17 protein-coding genes and 1 pseudogene are annotated in these 15,554 nt (G+C 63.3%); 8 read left to right on the top strand and 10 right to left on the bottom strand.

Annotated features, from left to right (window positions below; translation table 11 throughout):
- Window positions 1–30: 30 nt before the first annotated feature.
- Window positions 31–936, bottom strand: coding sequence for a DUF2189 domain-containing protein (locus YU9_RS0104320; protein WP_027571660.1), 906 nt, complete (start codon window positions 934–936; stop codon window positions 31–33).
- Between the two features lie 542 nt (window positions 937–1,478).
- Between YU9_RS0104320 and YU9_RS0104315 the strand changes: the two genes are divergently transcribed.
- The 5 genes from YU9_RS0104315 to YU9_RS0104295 all read left to right on the top strand — a co-directional run bounded on the left by YU9_RS0104315 (window position 1,479) and on the right by YU9_RS0104295 (window position 6,008).
- Window positions 1,479–2,312: a cytochrome c oxidase subunit II gene (locus YU9_RS0104315; protein WP_027571659.1), complete on the top strand. Its 834-nt coding sequence runs from the start codon at window positions 1,479–1,481 to the stop codon at window positions 2,310–2,312.
- Between the two features lie 77 nt (window positions 2,313–2,389).
- Window positions 2,390–4,168, top strand: a complete 1,779-nt coding sequence (locus YU9_RS0104310; protein ID WP_027571658.1) for a cbb3-type cytochrome c oxidase subunit I — start codon at window positions 2,390–2,392, stop codon at window positions 4,166–4,168.
- Window positions 4,165–4,869, top strand: coding sequence for a cytochrome c oxidase subunit 3 (locus YU9_RS0104305; RefSeq protein ID WP_027571657.1), 705 nt, complete (start codon window positions 4,165–4,167; stop codon window positions 4,867–4,869). Before YU9_RS0104310 ends, YU9_RS0104305 begins: the two co-directional genes overlap by 4 nt.
- 14 nt (window positions 4,870–4,883) lie before the next feature.
- Window positions 4,884–5,606: a heme-copper oxidase subunit III family protein gene (locus tag YU9_RS0104300; protein WP_027571656.1), complete on the top strand. Its 723-nt coding sequence runs from the start codon at window positions 4,884–4,886 to the stop codon at window positions 5,604–5,606.
- A 9-nt stretch (window positions 5,607–5,615) separates the two neighbouring features.
- Window positions 5,616–6,008 (top strand): cytochrome C oxidase subunit IV family protein, encoded by a 393-nt coding sequence (locus YU9_RS0104295; protein WP_027571655.1) that lies wholly within the window; start codon window positions 5,616–5,618, stop codon window positions 6,006–6,008.
- A gap of 25 nt (window positions 6,009–6,033) precedes the next feature.
- Here YU9_RS0104295 and YU9_RS0104290 read toward each other — a convergent pair whose 3' ends face one another.
- From YU9_RS0104290 to YU9_RS0104280, 3 genes are all read right to left on the bottom strand, one after another.
- Window positions 6,034–7,791, bottom strand: a complete 1,758-nt coding sequence (locus tag YU9_RS0104290; protein ID WP_027571654.1) for an NAD+ synthase — start codon at window positions 7,789–7,791, stop codon at window positions 6,034–6,036.
- A gap of 73 nt (window positions 7,792–7,864) precedes the next feature.
- The gene (locus tag YU9_RS0104285; protein WP_027571653.1) at window positions 7,865–8,218 is read right to left on the bottom strand and encodes a diacylglycerol kinase; all 354 of its coding nucleotides are present in this window, start codon (window positions 8,216–8,218) and stop codon (window positions 7,865–7,867) included.
- Window positions 8,219–8,222: 4 nt separating this feature from the next.
- Complete coding sequence (locus tag YU9_RS0104280) at window positions 8,223–9,611, bottom strand: class II 3-deoxy-7-phosphoheptulonate synthase (RefSeq protein WP_027571652.1); 1,389 nt, start codon at window positions 9,609–9,611, stop codon at window positions 8,223–8,225.
- Window positions 9,612–9,792: 181 nt separating this feature from the next.
- On the opposite strand from YU9_RS0104280, the gene YU9_RS0104275 reads away from it, so the two are divergent.
- Window positions 9,793–10,689, top strand: coding sequence for an alpha/beta fold hydrolase (locus YU9_RS0104275; RefSeq protein WP_027571651.1), 897 nt, complete (start codon window positions 9,793–9,795; stop codon window positions 10,687–10,689).
- A gap of 220 nt (window positions 10,690–10,909) precedes the next feature.
- Here YU9_RS0104275 and YU9_RS0104270 read toward each other — a convergent pair whose 3' ends face one another.
- The 6 genes from YU9_RS0104270 to YU9_RS0104245 all read right to left on the bottom strand — a co-directional run bounded on the left by YU9_RS0104270 (window position 10,910) and on the right by YU9_RS0104245 (window position 14,558).
- Window positions 10,910–11,173: a hypothetical protein gene (locus tag YU9_RS0104270; protein ID WP_027571650.1), complete on the bottom strand. Its 264-nt coding sequence runs from the start codon at window positions 11,171–11,173 to the stop codon at window positions 10,910–10,912.
- Between the two features lie 384 nt (window positions 11,174–11,557).
- On the bottom strand, window positions 11,558–12,142 hold the full coding sequence (locus YU9_RS0104265; RefSeq protein WP_027571649.1) for a TIGR00645 family protein: 585 nt from the start codon (window positions 12,140–12,142) through the stop codon (window positions 11,558–11,560).
- 32 nt (window positions 12,143–12,174) lie between these two features.
- A complete protein-coding gene (locus tag YU9_RS0104260; protein ID WP_027571648.1) occupies window positions 12,175–12,813 on the bottom strand; it encodes a TerC family protein in 639 nt (212 codons plus the stop codon).
- Window positions 12,810–13,172 (bottom strand): hypothetical protein, encoded by a 363-nt coding sequence (locus tag YU9_RS0104255; protein ID WP_027571647.1) that lies wholly within the window; start codon window positions 13,170–13,172, stop codon window positions 12,810–12,812. The genes YU9_RS0104260 and YU9_RS0104255 overlap by 4 nt, the downstream gene beginning before the upstream one ends.
- Window positions 13,173–13,174: 2 nt before the next feature.
- Window positions 13,175–13,648 carry a TerB family tellurite resistance protein gene (locus YU9_RS0104250; RefSeq protein WP_027571646.1) on the bottom strand — a complete coding sequence of 158 codons (474 nt, stop codon included), beginning with the start codon at window positions 13,646–13,648 and terminating at the stop codon, window positions 13,175–13,177.
- A gap of 529 nt (window positions 13,649–14,177) precedes the next feature.
- Window positions 14,178–14,558 carry a nuclear transport factor 2 family protein gene (locus YU9_RS0104245; RefSeq protein WP_027571645.1) on the bottom strand — a complete coding sequence of 127 codons (381 nt, stop codon included), beginning with the start codon at window positions 14,556–14,558 and terminating at the stop codon, window positions 14,178–14,180.
- Between the two features lie 183 nt (window positions 14,559–14,741).
- Between YU9_RS0104245 and YU9_RS50995 the strand changes: the two are divergent.
- A pseudogene (locus YU9_RS50995) lies at window positions 14,742–14,929 on the top strand (sulfurase); the annotation flags it as partial.
- A gap of 114 nt (window positions 14,930–15,043) precedes the next feature.
- The gene (locus YU9_RS0104240; protein WP_027571644.1) at window positions 15,044–15,229 is read left to right on the top strand and encodes a hypothetical protein; all 186 of its coding nucleotides are present in this window, start codon (window positions 15,044–15,046) and stop codon (window positions 15,227–15,229) included.
- Window positions 15,230–15,554 lie beyond the last annotated feature (325 nt).

Genomic DNA, 15,554 nt, shown 5'->3' with positions numbered 1-15,554 from the left:
CGCGCTCCGCGCAAGCGGCCGCTTCCGCTGTTACGGCTCGCCCTCGCGGCTCCACGGGAAAAGATTGGCCGGAAAGTCTGCTGCGTAGCGCCTTCCCTTCGGGGGCGGCGGCGGTGCGTCCGGTGGGTTCGGATTCGGCTCAACCACTCGCCGATAGAGGTGCCAGGTGGCATGACCGAGCACCGGCAAAACGACAGCGAGACCGACGAAGAGCGGCAGCGAGCCGATCACGAGCAGCGCCGCCACGATGAGGCCCCATCCGGCCATCGCAACCGGATTCGCCGCCACCGCCCGGAGCGAGGTGCGGATCGCGTCGATCGCGGTCGCATGCCGGTCGAGCATCAACGGAAATGACACGACGCTGACGCACAATGCCACAAGCGCAAACAGGAAGCCGACACCGCAACCGACGACGATGAGCGACCAGCCTTCCGGTGTCATCAGCACGCGCGTCGCGAAGTCGGGAATGCTTGCGGCCGCCGCATGACCGAAGATTGAGACATAGATCGCGTTCGCGGCACCGATCCAGGCCCCGAACAGGACCAGCAGGAGCACACCGAGTTCTATCATGGCGCCGAACGACGGTGCGCGCAGCACCTTGATCGCATCCCATGCTTCGACCTCCTCGCCGCGCTCACGACGGCGGCTGAGTTCGTAGAGACCGATCGCAGCAAAAGGACCGATCAGGGCAAAGCCGGCGGCCAGCGGAAACAGTAGCGGCAGCACCGAATAGCCGAGCACCATCCTGAACAGGACGAGACCGAGAACGGGATAAATCAGGCACACGACGATCGCGTGGCTCGGCATCGCCTGGAAATCCGCCCAACCAAGGCGCAGGGCCTCGGTCAGGTCGGACAAGCTGATCTTGCGAATGCGATAGGAGGCCGCTTCGCCGAATGCGTGCCGCCTGATGTCGTGGGAGTACAGAGTGGCCATGAACGGAGCTCCCGTGCTGAAAATCGCGGTTTCGATGACACGCGCTTTCCAGTCACGCGTGTCCGCCGGATAAGCAGGAAACGCGATGGGTCAAGTACGGTAACCCAGGTTCAGTAACCGAGCCTGGCCGGACGGAACCCGTCGCGACCTGCCGCGCGAGCTTAGCGCGCATAGGCCACGGCTGAACTCACGGTTGGGTGAATTGTGCATCTGCACAGATTTGTGCGTTGCGTCACCGAAGACCCCGCCAGCCTTACATGCGCAACTGACGCTTCGCCGACCTCTCGGCCGACAGCAACGCCACGCCAGGTCAGCACGCCTACATGCTCTATTGACGCCGGGTTCGGCTGGTACCATTTTGAACGCAGACGCCCTTAGAGTTGAATGGTCGCGAGCGTTCTTGATTTCGCGAACAGTGGAATGGGCGAGGCAACAGGCCGGCGATGGCATGAATGCCAACCAAGAAAGGCCAGCCATCGCGACAGACATGAGCTCCGCCCTGGATTCGTATCCGTAGCCTTCAACGGCAAGGATGGATCAGGATGGCTGTCGCACTGATACTGCTTCTGGTCGCGATCGGCTCGGTGCTGTTTCACATCTACAGCCCGTGGTGGTGGACGCCGATCGCCACCAACTGGGCCTATATCGACCACACCATCAACATCACGTTCTGGATCACGGGCTTCGTGTTCGTCGCGGTGATCGCCTTCATGGCCTACTGCGTCTTCCGCTTTCACCACAAGGAGGGAAGACGGGCCGACTACAATCCGGAAAACAAAAGGCTCGAATGGTGGCTGAGCGTCGGGACCGGCGTCGGCGTCGCGGCCATGCTGGCGCCTGGCCTCGTGGTCTGGCACCAGTTCGTGACGGTGCCTGCGGATGCCACCGAGGTCGAGGTCATGGGCCAGCAATGGCAATGGAGCTTCCGCCTTCCGGGCAAGGATGGGCGTTTGGGCACATCCGATGTCCGCAACATCGCTTCCGACAATCCGATGGGACTCAATCGTGACGACGCCCACGCGCAGGACGACGTCGTGATCGAGAGCGGCGAGCTGCACCTGCAAGTGGGAAAGCCGGTCAAGGTTCTCCTCCGCTCGGTTGATGTCCTGCACGATTTCTACGTGCCCGAATTCCGGGCCAAGATGGACATGGTTCCAGGCATGGTGACCTATTTCTGGATGACGCCGATCCGAACCGGAACGTTTGATGTCCTCTGTGCGGAGCTTTGTGGCGCTGCTCACTATCAGATGCGGGCCAAGGTCATCGTCGACGAAGAGGGTGAATACCACGCTTGGCTGGACCAACAAAAAACGTTCGCAGAATTATCGCCGGCAAAAGCCGTCGTGAAGGCGACGTACCAATCCGGCGGCAAGTAGCAAGCTGCCGCCGCAAAGATTGATCGGGTGCATGAGGCCAACGCCTTACCCCGATGGAAACGACCGAGGAGGTTTCTATGGTCGATATTCCATATGAAGGGATCCGCGGCATCCCGCCTGCCGAAGTACCCGATGTCGAGCTCTATCATCCGCGGAGCTGGTGGACACGGTATGTCTTCTCGCAGGACGCCAAGGTGATCGCCATTCAGTATTCGCTGACCGCCACGGCCATCGGGCTGGTGGCCCTGGTGCTGTCGTGGCTGATGCGGCTGCAACTGGGATTCCCCGGCACCTTCTCTTTCATCGATGCCAACCAGTACCTCCAGTTCATCACCATGCACGGCATGATCATGGTGATTTACCTGCTCACCGCATTATTCCTGGGTGGCTTCGGCAACTACCTGATCCCGCTGATGGTCGGCGCCCGGGACATGGTCTTCCCCTATGTGAACATGCTGAGCTACTGGGTCTATCTGCTCGCAGTCCTGGTGCTGGCCTCGACGTTCTTCGTGCCCGGCGGCCCCACCGGCGCCGGTTGGACGCTGTACCCCCCGCAAGCAATCCTCTCCGGAACGCCCGGGCAGGATTGGGGCATCATTCTCATGATGTCGTCCCTGATCCTGTTCATCATCGGCTTCACCATGGGCGGGCTGAACTATGTGGTGACGGTGCTGCAGGCGCGGACCCGCGGCATGACATTGATGCGCCTGCCCCTGACGGTGTGGGGCATTTTCACGGCGACCGTCATGGCGCTGTTGGCATTCCCTGCACTGTTCGTTGCCTCGGTCATGCTGCTGCTCGACCGTCTCTTGGGAACCAGCTTCTTCATGCCCTCCCTCGTCGAGATGGGCACGCTGTCGAAATATGGCGGCGGCAGCCCGCTGCTCTTCCAGCACCTGTTCTGGTTCTTCGGCCATCCCGAGGTCTACATCGTCGCCCTGCCCGCCTTCGGCATCGTCTCCGATCTGATCAGCACGCATGCGCGCAAGAACATCTTTGGTTATCGCATGATGGTCTGGGCGATTGTGGCCATCGGCGCGCTCAGCTTCATCGTATGGGCGCACCACATGTATGTGAGCGGCATGTTCCCGCAATTTGGGTACTTCTTCGCCACCACGACGCTCATCATCGCAATCCCCACCGCGATCAAGGTCTATAACTGGGTGCTGACCCTGTGGCGCGGCGACATTCATCTTACCGTGCCGATGCTGTTCGCCCTCGGCTTCATCATCACCTTCGTGAACGGCGGGCTCACCGGCCTCTTCCTCGGCAACGTCGTCGTGGACGTGCCCCTCTCGGATACCATGTTCGTGGTCGCACATTTCCACATGGTGATGGGCGTGGCGCCGATCATGGTCGTGCTCGGCGCGATTTATCATTGGTACCCGAAGGTCACGGGACGGATGCTGAACGAGGCCCTGGGCAAGTTTCACTTCTGGGTCACCTTCCTGGGTGCCTACCTGATCTTCTTCCCCATGCACTATCTTGGACTGCTCGGGGTTCCGCGCCGGTATTTCGAGCTCGGAGATGCAACGTTCATCCCGTCCTCGGCCCATTCACTGAACGCCTTCATCTCCGTGGTGGCCTTGACCGTCGGCTTCAGCCAGCTGGTATTCCTGTTCAATTTGGCCTGGAGCCTGTTCAAAGGTGAGGCCTCAGGCGGCAATCCGTGGCGGGCGACGACGCTGGAGTGGCAGACGCCGGAAACGCCGCCAGGGCACGGCAACTGGGGCAAGGAGCTCCCGGTCGTGTACCGCTGGGCCTATGATTACAGTGTACCCGGCGCCGCGGAGGACTTCATTCCACAGAACCAGCCGCCGCGCGCGACGCAGCTCGTTCAGGGAGCTGCTTCGTGAGCGCCGTCATCCTGTTCCTGACTGTGCTTGCGGTGATCGCCGGATGGTGGCTGTCGCAGCAGCGGCTGACGGCCAAGCCCTGGCTGGAGGAAGGCCCGGCCGGTGACTTCCCTGGCGGCGATGCCATGGCCTGGCCGGCAGCGAAGGTCGGACTTGGCGTGTTTCTCGCTGTCGCAAGCGCATTGTTCGTCCTCTTTATCAGCGCTTACTCGATGCGCATGAGCGTGGTGGACTGGCGGCCGCTGCCGGTACCGCGGCTGCTGTGGGTCAACACCGGCGTTCTGGTCCTGAGCAGTGTCGCGCTGCAATGGTCGTACGTGGCCGCGCGACGACATGATACGGAAGGCGTCATCATCGGTCTGCTCGCCGGCGGAGCGTCTGCCGTGATCTTCCTCGCCGGGCAGCTCCTGGCCTGGCAGCGGCTCGGGGCCGCCGGATATTTCGTGGCGTCCAACCCGGCGAATTCCTTCTTCTACCTGTTGACTGCGGTACACGGGCTGCATCTGACGGGCGGTCTGGTGGCCTTGGGCCGAACCTCAGCCAAGATGTGGCGTGGCGCCGAGATCGCCGAGATGCGCTTGAGCGTGGAACTGTGCGCCATCTACTGGCACTTCCTGCTGTTGGTCTGGCTTGTCCTGCTCGGTCTTCTCACCGGCTGGACCGACGATTTCGTCAACATCTGCCGCCAATTGCTGAGCTAGGGAGGCGCGACCAGATGGCTGAGACCGTGCTGACAAATCCGGGCCAATCGCCTGCGCGGCTTGAAGGCTGGCGTGGCATCGCCGCCGACTGGGCGTCCGATCAGCGTGCCTTCAAGAACGTGTCCTGGGGCAAGGCCATGATGTGGATCTTCCTCCTCAGCGACACCTTCATCTTCAGCTGCTTCCTGCTCTCCTACATGACGGCGCGCATGTCGACGACCGTGCCGTGGCCCAATCCCAGCGAGGTCTTCGCCCTCAATATCGGGGGCAACCACATCCCCCTGATCCTGATCGCCATCATGACCTTCGTGCTGATCAGCAGCAGCGGGACAATGGCGATGGCCGTCAATTTCGGCTACCGCCGCGATCGCGTGAGAACCGCAATCCTGATGCTGGTCACGGCAGCCTTCGGCGCAACCTTCGTCGGGATGCAGGCCTTCGAATGGACCAAGCTGATCATGGAAGGCGTCCGGCCCTGGGGCAATCCATGGGGTGCGCCGCAGTTTGGTGCGAGCTTCTTCATGATCACCGGCTTCCACGGCACCCATGTGACGATCGGTGTGATCTTCCTGATCGCCATTGCGCGGAAGGTCTTTCGCGGCGACTTCGACGTCGAGAGGCGCGGCTTCTTCACGAGCCGCAAGGGGTACTACGAGATCGTCGAGATCACGGGCCTGTACTGGCACTTCGTCGATCTCGTGTGGGTGTTCATCTTTGCATTCTTCTACCTTTGGTGAGGTCGGCGCATGACAAACGCGGCGGTACACATGGAAGGACAGCTCCACGCTCCGGCGCATGGCGCAGTCGCAACGGCAGCCGTTCACGCCAAGGGGCAACAGCACCCGATCAAGCTCTACCTCGTGGTCTGGGGCTGGCTGTTCGTCCTCAGCACGTGCTCCTACCTCGTCGACTACTTTGGCCTACACGGTTATCTCCGGTGGTCGCTGATCCTGCTGTTCATGATATTGAAGGCCGGCCTGATCGTCGCCGTCTTCATGCACATGGCCTGGGAGCGGCTGGCCTTGGCCTATGCCATCCTGCTGCCGCCGATCGCGGTGTTGGTATTTGTGTCGATCATGGTGCTCGAATCCGAATACACGCACTTCCTAAGGGTGCTGTTTTTTGCAGCCCCGTCATAGGGCCCACCGTCGCTCAAGCTGGAGTTCAGCCCTCGAACGCGTCTATTGACGCCTTGCTGCCGCGCGAGACCAGCGTCTCGTCCGGCGCGGGCAGCCTCTCCCCCTTGTCGCGGAAGCGGTTGGTGATGGGATAGCGGCGGTCGCGGCCGAAATTCCTGGGTGTCACTTTCACGCCGGGCGCGGCCTGGCGGCGCTTGTATTCGGCGACGTTGAGCAGATGGTCGATGCGGGTGACGATCTCGCGGTCGAAGCCGGCGGCGATGATCTGATCCAGCGGCTCCTCGCGCTCGACCAGGCGCTCGAGGATGGCATCGAGCACGTCGTAACGCGGCAATGAGTCCTGATCGGTCTGGTTCTCGCGCAGCTCTGCCGTCGGCGGACGCGTGATGATATCAGGGGGAATGACCTCGCCGGCGGGCCCGAGCGCGCCATCCGGCTTCCAGGAATTGCGCAGGCTCGCCAGCCGAAACACCTGCGTCTTGTAGATGTCCTTAATCGGGTTGAAGCCGCCGTTCATGTCGCCATAGAGCGTGGCGTAGCCGACCGACATCTCCGACTTGTTGCCTGTCGTGACCACCATCAGGCCGGTCTTGTTGGAGATCGCCATCAGAAGCGTGCCGCGGGTGCGGGCCTGGAGGTTTTCCTCGGTGATATCAGGGGGCAGGTTCTTGAAGATGCCGGAGAGGATGGTCTCGAACCCGTTCACGGCTTCCGCGATCGGCAAGACCTCGTAGCGGATGCCGAGATGGCCGGCGAGCTCGCCGGCGTCCGCGATCGAGTGTGCGGCCGTGTAGCGATAAGGCAGCATCACGCCATGCACCTGATCGGCGCCGAGCGCATCGACCGCGATCGCCGCGCACAGCGCGGAATCGATGCCGCCGGAAATGCCGAGCAGCACGCCGGGAAAGCCGTTCTTGGCGACGTAGTCGCGCAGGCCCAGCACGCAGGCGGCGTAGTCGGCCTTGTCGCCCTCGGGCTGCTCGGCGATCGGCCCGGTGTAGCACCAGTCCTCGTCGTTTCTGGTAAAGCGCAGCGTGGCGATGCTCTCTTCAAAGGCCGGCAACTGCGCCGCAAGCGAGAGATCGCCGTTAAGCGCGAAGGATGCGCCGTCGAACACCAGCTCGTCCTGGCCGCCGACCTGATTCAGATAGACCAGCGGCAGTCCGCTCTCGGTGATGCGGGCCACCGCGACCGACAGGCGCACGTCGTTCTTGTCCCGGGCGTAAGGCGAGCCGTTCGGCACGAGGATGATCTCGGCGCCGGTCTCGGCCAGCGTCTCGACCACGTTCTCGTAGTCCTCGGACTCCTCCAGCCAGATGTCCTCGCAGATCGGCACGCCGATCCGCACACCGCGTACGGTGACGGGACCGGCGGCAGGGCCGCGCGAAAACAGCCGCTTCTCGTCGAACACGCCGTAGTTCGGCAGATTGCATTTGAAGCGAAGCGCAGCGATGCGTCCGCCATCGAGCAGCGCGCAGGCATTGTAGAGCTTGCCGTCCTCAACCCAGGGCGTGCCGACCAGCATCGCAGGCCCGCCATCGGCGGTCTCGCGCGCGAGGCTTTCGATCGCGGCGCGGCAGGCGACCTGGAAGGCCGGTTTCTGCACCAGATCTTCGGGCGGATAGCCGGCGATGAACAGTTCCGGAAACAGCACGAGATCGGCGCCGTCGGCGGCAGCTCGCGCACGCGCCGCGCGCACCTTGTCCGCATTGCCCTCCACGTCGCCCACGGTCGGATTGAGCTGGGCGAGCGTGACCGCGAATGTGTTGAGACGTTCGGTCATCGAGCGCTCGCTTTCACCTCTCCCGAGGTGAAGGGACCTCGGACACCCACGCGCAATGGATATTCTCCGCGCGTTACAGGAACCCCAACCGCTCGATGACGGCGATGATCCAGAACGCGCCGGTCATCAAGAGCGCAACGCCAACCGCAGCCGAGCCCATGTCCTTGACGCGGCCGATCTGCTTGTCGTGATCCATGGTCAGCCGGTCGGCGAGCTTCTCGATCGCGGTGTTGAGCAGCTCGACCGTCAGCACGAACGCGACAGAGCACACCAATTCGACCGCGCGCATCGCGGTCGCGCCGATGAACCAGGCGAGCGGCACCGACAGCAGGAGCGCAAAGATCTCCTCGCGGACGGCCTGCTCCGACCGGAACGCAAAGGCCAGACCGTTGCGGGAATTGATCGTGGCCTTCCAGATCCGCAGCAAGGTTTTAGAGCCCCGCTGCGGCCGGAATCGGCAGGGCCTTGCCGGCACGCTCCTGCTTGAGCAGCTCCGCGACCAGGAAAGCCATATCGATGGATTGCTCCGCATTGAGACGGGGATCGCAGACCGTGTGGTAGCGGTCGTTGAGATCCTCGTCCGTGATCGCGCGGGCGCCGCCGAGGCATTCGGTGACGTCCTTGCCGGTCATCTCCAGATGCACGCCGCCGGCATGGGTGCCTTCGGCCGCGTGGATCGCGAAGAACGACTTCACCTCGGACAGGATGCGGTCGAACGGCCGCGTCTTGTAGCCCGATGTCGAGGTGATCGTGTTGCCGTGCATGGGATCGCAGGACCAGACCACCACCCGGCCTTCGCGCTTCACGGCGCGGACCATGTTCGGCAGATGCTCGCCGATCTTGTCGGAGCCGAAACGGCCGATCAGCGTCAGCCGGCCCGGCTCGTTGTCGGGGTTGAGCACGTCGATCAACTTCAGGAGCTCGTCCGGCTTCAGCGACGGGCCGCATTTGAGCCCGATCGGGTTCTTGATGCCGCGGAAATATTCGACATGGCCATGATCGAGCTGGCGGGTGCGGTCGCCGATCCAGATCATGTGGCCCGAGGTTGCATACCAGTCGCCCGTGGTGGAATCGACGCGGGTCATGGCCTGCTCGTAGCCGAGCAGCAGCGCCTCGTGGCTGGTGTAGAAGTCGGTGGCGCGCAGCTCCGGATGGCTCTCGAGGTCGAGGCCGCAGGCACGCATGAAATTGAGCGCGTCCGAGATGCGGTCGGCCAGCTCCTTGTAGCGGCGGGACTGCGGCGAGTCCTTGAGGAAGCCGAGCATCCATTGATGCACGCTGCCGAGATTGGCGTAGCCGCCGGTGGCGAACGCGCGGAGCAGGTTCAGCGTCGCCGCTGACTGGCGATAGGCCATCAGCTGGCGCTGCGGATCGGGGATACGCGCTTCCCTGGTGAAGGCGATGTCGTTGACGATGTCGCCGCGATAGCTCGGCAGCTCGACGCCATTCACCTTCTCGGTCGGCGATGATCGCGGCTTGGCGAACTGGCCGGCAACGCGGCCGACCTTCACCACCGGCACCGCGCCGGCATAGGTCAGCACCACCGCCATCTGCAGCAGCACGCGGAAGAAATCGCGGATGTTGTTGGCGCCGTGCTCGGCGAAGCTCTCGGCGCAGTCGCCGCCCTGGAGCAGGAAGGCCTCGCCGGCCGCAACGCGGCCCAAGGCCTTCTTCAGATTGCGCGCCTCCCCTGCGAACACCAGCGGCGGAAAGGTCGCAAGCTGCGCCTCGACGTCGGCCAAGGCCTTGGCGTCGGGATAATCGGGCACCTGTAGCACCGGCTTGCTGCGCCAGGACTCGGGCGTCCACCGCTCGGACATCGCAATCTCTCCGTGAAGCAAAAAGCACAACCTGATCTAGGGGTTGCGAGGGCCGCCTTATACACAGGCTGGCCACGCCCCGCCAGTTGTAAATCCATTTCGCACCGCAAACCCTTGCGGCGAAAGCCAAATTCGCATTTGCTGGGGATGGCTAAGAAAACTGGCAGGACAGCTTCTGCCCATGGACGCGGCACAGGACGACGTTTTCATCGACGAGATCAGCTTCCCGGCGACCGACGGCTATGCGCTGACCGGCACCCTGTTCCTGCCGCGCGGCGCCAAGCGCCATGCCGTCCTGATCAATTCGGCGACCGCCGTGCCACGCAAGATTTATCGGGGCTTTGCCTCCTACCTGGCCCATCGCGGCTGCGCGGTGCTCACTTACGACTATCGCGGCATCGGCGACTCCCGGCTGCCGGCGATGGTCGGCTACAACCAGCCGAAATCGCTGGTCGGCTTCAAGGCCTCGATGTCCGACTGGGCCGCGCTCGACGTCACCGCAGCGGTGCGCTGGATGCGCGAGCGGTACAATACGCTGCCGCTCGCCTATGTCGGCCATTCCTTCGGCGGCCAGGCGCTCGGGTTGATCGAGAACAACAGCGACATCTCGCGCGCCGCGTTCGTGGCCTCGCAGGCGGCAACCTGGCGGCTGATGACCTCGCCGGAAAAATACCGGGTCTACGCCTTCATGAACCTCATTGGCGTGCCGCTGGCCCACGCGCTCGGTTACGCGCCGGGCTGGGCCGGCATCGGCGAGGATTTGCCCAAGGGCGTATTCCTGCAATGGGCCGAGTGGGTCTCGAGCCCGCGCTATCTGTTCGATTCAAAGCTGCCGGCGCTGGATAATTTCGCAAAGTTCAAGGGCGAACTGCGCGCGCTATGCTTCTCCGACGATCCCTGGGCCACGCGCCCCGCGGTCGAGCTGCTCGCAAACGGATTCACGGCGATCAGGCCGGAGGTGTTGACGGTGAAGCCGTCCGACGTCGGCGCCAAGAGAATAGGCCATTTCGGCTTCTTCCGCCCCGAGCACCGCGACACGCTGTGGCGCGGCGTCGCGGAGTGGATTCAGGGGGAGTGAGGTTGTTCGCCTCTCCCGGAGCAGGGCTATCGCATCTGACTGATGGCGGCGGCCTGTGCGCACGCCTCGTCCTTCGAGACGGCGCTTACGCGCCTCCTCAGGATGAGGCTAATCGGCGTCAGCGCTCGTTGAAACTGCCGCCGCGTACTCCGTCCTCATCCTGAGGAGCCCGCCTAAAGCGGGCGCCTCGAAGGATGGCTGCAGGGAAAAGCTCTCATCACTACCGGATGATCGTCGTCAGCGACGAGTAACGCTTGTTGGGCTTGGCGTCGCCCGGCGCAAACTGTGCGAACGCTTCGCTGACGCGCACGGCCGGCGGCGTGTCGATGGCGAACCGAAACTCCTTCGGCCGCGGCGCATAGAAGCTGGCGCTGTAATAGGTGTCGTCGAAGCGCGCCTCGCCGACCCCGAACAATGCGTCGCAGACGAACAGGAGCGCGTAGACTCCCGCGACCGCTGCGACGATCTCCCTGAGAATTGACATGCTGATGCCCTGCCCTTTTGCGAGGCAGGATGCAGATCGGTTCCAAAGCTCTGGTTTAAAGCGCCGAGCTTCTTGTCCGCAGCGTTTGCCACCGCTGAACGGATTGCAGACAATTTTATCGATCTCGAAAGAAGAGGCTATTGAAAATGACTTGTGGCTGCAGCCTGCGTGCACGCCTTCTCCTTCGAGACGGCGCTAACGCGCCTCCTCAGGATGAGGCTATTTGGCGTGAGCGCCTATTGAGATTGCTACCGCGCACTCCGTCCTCATCCTGAGGAGCCCGCCCAAAGCGGGCGTCTCGAAGGATGGCCGCAGGGAAAAAGCTTTCAAGTGCGATAGCCCTGAGCGTTGGCCGCTCGGGAGGCATTCAGGCGGCCATGTTCATCAGCCGTGGCTGGCCTCCTTGCGATGGCCGCTCTCGCTGAGACGGTCGACCCAGGCGATGCCGATCGCCGAGATGATGAAGGTCGTGTGGATCAGCACCTGCCACATCACGCCGGTCTCGGTGAAATTGCTCCGCGTGGTGCCGAGATTGCCGGCCTCGATGAAGGTCCTGAGCAACGAGATCGAGGAAATGCCGATGATCGCCATTGCGAGCTTGATCTTGAGCACGCTGGCATTGACGTGGCTGAGCCATTCCGGCTCGTCCGGATGCCCACTGAGGTTCAGGCGGGAGACGAAGGTCTCGTAGCCACCGACGATCACCATCACCAGCAGATTCGAGATCATGACGACGTCGATCAGCCCGAGCACGACCAGCATGATCTGCTGCTCGCTGGCGTCGAACGAATGCGCGACCAGGTGCCAGAGCTCCTTCAAGAACAACAGCACATAGACCGCTTGGGCGACGATGAGGCCGATATAGAGCGGCAATTGCAGCCAGCGCGAGCCGAAGATCAGCTTCGGAAACAGGCCAATCGGCGGCTGCGGCGCGGCCAGCGCCGAAGGTGCCTTGGGTTCAGGCGTCATTGATCACTCCGGATTGCAGACAGGCATGCGCCTCAGAGACTCGCGATGACAGGCGCGAGCTCGAGCGAGCCCCGATAGATCATCTCGAAGGCGACGTAAATGATGATGGCGAGCCCGACATAGGCAACCCAGCGATGCTTCTGGAGCACGCGGCCGAGCAGATCGGCGGCGACGCCCATCATCGCAACCGACAGCAACAGGCCGAAGATGAGGATGTAGGGATGCTCGCGCGCAGCGCCCGCGACTGCGAGCACGTTGTCGAGCGACATCGAGACGTCGGCGGCAACGATCTGCACCGCCGCCTGGCCGAAGGTCTTTCGCTGTACCGGCGTAGCATCCGCGCCGCCGCCATGGCTGAACGCGAGCTGCCCCGAATGCGCAGACTGCTCGCGCAGCTCGCGCCACATCTTCCAGCACACCCAGAGCAGCAGCACGCCGCCGGCGAGCAGCAGGCCGATGATCTGCAGGAGCTGGGTCGCGACACCGGCGAAGACGATGCGCAGCGCAGTGGCGGCGGCGATGCCGACGATGATGGCCCGGCGGCGCTGCGTGGCCGGCAGGCCCGCCGCGGCGAGACCGATCACGACGGCGTTGTCGCCGGCGAGCACGAGGTCGATCAGGACGACTTGGAACAGCGCGGTCAGCGCATCGGGGGTGATGAACTCTGTCATGATCGATCAGGTTTCGATGCGGACGGATCGAGCCATTGCGGCCTCTTGCGCTCGACCCAATCCAGGACCTTGGCGCGGGAGGAGCGCAGCACGGGCACGTCCTCGGCAAGCAGCGCGAGGCCGAGTGGCAGCATCCAGACGCCGAGCACCGGCAGGAAGGAGAACACGCCGCCGACGACGAGCAGCGCACCCGAGGGGATTCTCACCCAGCGGCTGGACGGCTTGAGCAGATAGGTGACGGCGTCGCCCATGCGCGGCGGCAGGCGATGGACGAGCTTGTCGAGGCGCGGGTCGCCGCCGGCCATCTGGCTGGCGGCACCCTCGGCTCCCGTCGTACGCTCGTCCGAGGCAGTGGTCATGCTCATTCCTCGGCGGCTGCGTGGTTTGCGGCGGGGGACGGGGCCGGTGCGACCTGCTTTGCGCGCGGTAGAGCCAGCGTCAGCAGGCGCAACAGCTTGATCGCCTGCACCTCATGGGGATGGACGTCCTCGTCGGCGGCCGCGACGCGCTCTGACAGCTCCATCAGATGCGACGACAGCGGCATGTTCGAGACCGGCCGCAGCGTGTCGATCACGACGTTGGCAAAGTCCGGCTCCTCCAGCCGGTCGGCGAGTGTGTCGAACATTGCTAGCAGCCTTTCGTCGTCGATATGAGGCGCCAATCCGCGATCCCGGATGAAGCGGATCACCTCGTCGCGCTCGACCGGCGAAACGCGCCGGTCGGCCACGGCGACCAGCGCGCCGGCAATGACCAGCGCCGCCGCAGCCTGCTCATTCAGGCTGGACGGATCCGCGATCTCGATCTCGTTCGGATTTGAATGCTTGGCGTCAGACATCGTTGCTCCTCGATCTTGCGAAATGGCCGCACGGAGCTGCGATGGAACGACTGGTCGGAGAGAACCGAAAAAGGCCCGACGATCGGCCGATCCATCGCATTCGCGCGGGACAGGTCATCCGACATCACGAGGTTGACCGACGTCGTCGGCGTCCTCGCCAGAGGGGCCCGGATTCTTGTTCTCCCGACACATAAAGACGGGTCTGTCGGAATCAAGGCGATGCGACTGCGACCAGCCGCCGCATCGGTTCCGTGTTGCTGAATCGTGTCCCGGACGCGCTGCAACGCCCTAAGCGTTGCTGCGCTGAGCCGGGACCAAAAAGGTCACGCATTCGCCGCCGCATGGGCCCCGGCTCAGCAGCGCACCGCTAAGAAGCGCTGCGCTGCGTCCGGGGCACGAGATCAATATTTGAGTCCGCCGCTCCAACACCGTCATTGCGAGCGCAGCGAAGCAATCCAGAATCCCACCGCGGAATGGATTGCTTCGGTGCGCTCGCAATGACGGAACATGGGCGACAAGCGTCACTCCTTCAATTCACCCGCTCGACAAGATGCGCACGGGATGGTGACGGATCGAACCGGCCGCCGAAATATTGCGTTTCGTGCGCGACCAATCCGTCAAGGAACTCCATGATGCTGACGACGTAGGATGGCGCCCCGTCATAGCTCAGCACGAACTCGCTCACCCAGAGATCGCCGCCGCCGATGATCCGCCGGACCGTGAAGCGCTTCCTGTTCGGCTGCACAAAACGGCTCTCCTGGATGTTCCTGCGGCCATGAATGCGCTCGCCCGATTGCGGATAGTCGAGCACGGCATCCTCGCGATAGATGTCGTGCTCGGCCTCGAAATCATTGGCGTCCGAAGCATCCCAATGGCGCCTGAGCGCCGCCAGTGTCGCTTGATCATCCATCGCGCCTCTCCCGTCTTCCGCCTCAGCTCTTCAAATCGGCGCCCGGACAGCCCATGGCAAGGCACTCTAGCAACGTCTAACAACCCCTAACGTGCTAAACCTTGGATCTGGATGCAGATTGACGATGCAGCGATCTGGAATTCGCCGGGTTGCGCAGCCGCCTGGTTCCGTCGGGGAATGTGCATGGCCCGTCTGCTTTCCCTCAATATCGGCTTGCCGCGCGACGTCACCTGGCAAGGCAGAACCGTCCATACCGGCATTGGAAGACTCCCGTCTTAGGAAAGCGCAGGGTCCGGCGGCTCAATATCGACGGCGACGGTCAGGGCGACACGGCGGGTCACGGCGGGGCGACACGCCGCACCTTGACGTTCGCTCTCCGGGACGGCTGCACCCGCCGAACGCAGCGCTCCCGCGCCGTCATAGCGCCCGCGCAAGCTTCGGCAACCAAAATGCCATTCCTGAATTCGACGATCACGGAGAAGCGCATGAATCGCATCACATCCTGCACCGGCTGCGGTCACGCGCTTGTCCCGATGCTGACGGCCAAAGGCCGCGCGGCGCTGAGCTGCCTCTGGTGCGAAGGCTTCGACGTGCGCACGTTGGATATGGCGAAGTGGACCGATAGCCCGTCCGGCAAGCCCGAGCGGACCGTCCGTCGATCGTTCGAATGAACCGCATCTGAGCCGCCGGCATTTGCCTGTCGCCGCAACCGGAAAGGCTGCACGCCCTTTGCAGGACATGCCGACAAATTGGACAAGATAAGTCGCTCCACCCGACTTGCGGCTGGCGCGGACAGGCCGGGCAAGTTGGCGCCCCCTGTTGCCTAACCTCAGGTGCAATCTCGATTATTTTCGCGCCGCGAGCAGCCGACGAGCCTGCAGCGTCGCACCGCGCTCCGACTGGCCTAAAATTCGCAAGACAGCATCAGGCCAATTCCCTGCCCCGCCACGATAAGGAGCGGCAAGTTACGCGCGCCCAGCTCCGGGATGAATGGCC

The sequence above is a fragment of the Bradyrhizobium sp. WSM1743 genome, from assembly GCF_000473065.1.
Lineage (GTDB): Bacteria > Pseudomonadota > Alphaproteobacteria > Rhizobiales > Xanthobacteraceae > Bradyrhizobium.
Note: the sequence above shows the minus strand (reverse complement) of the source record. Positions and strands in the feature narration are given on the sequence as shown.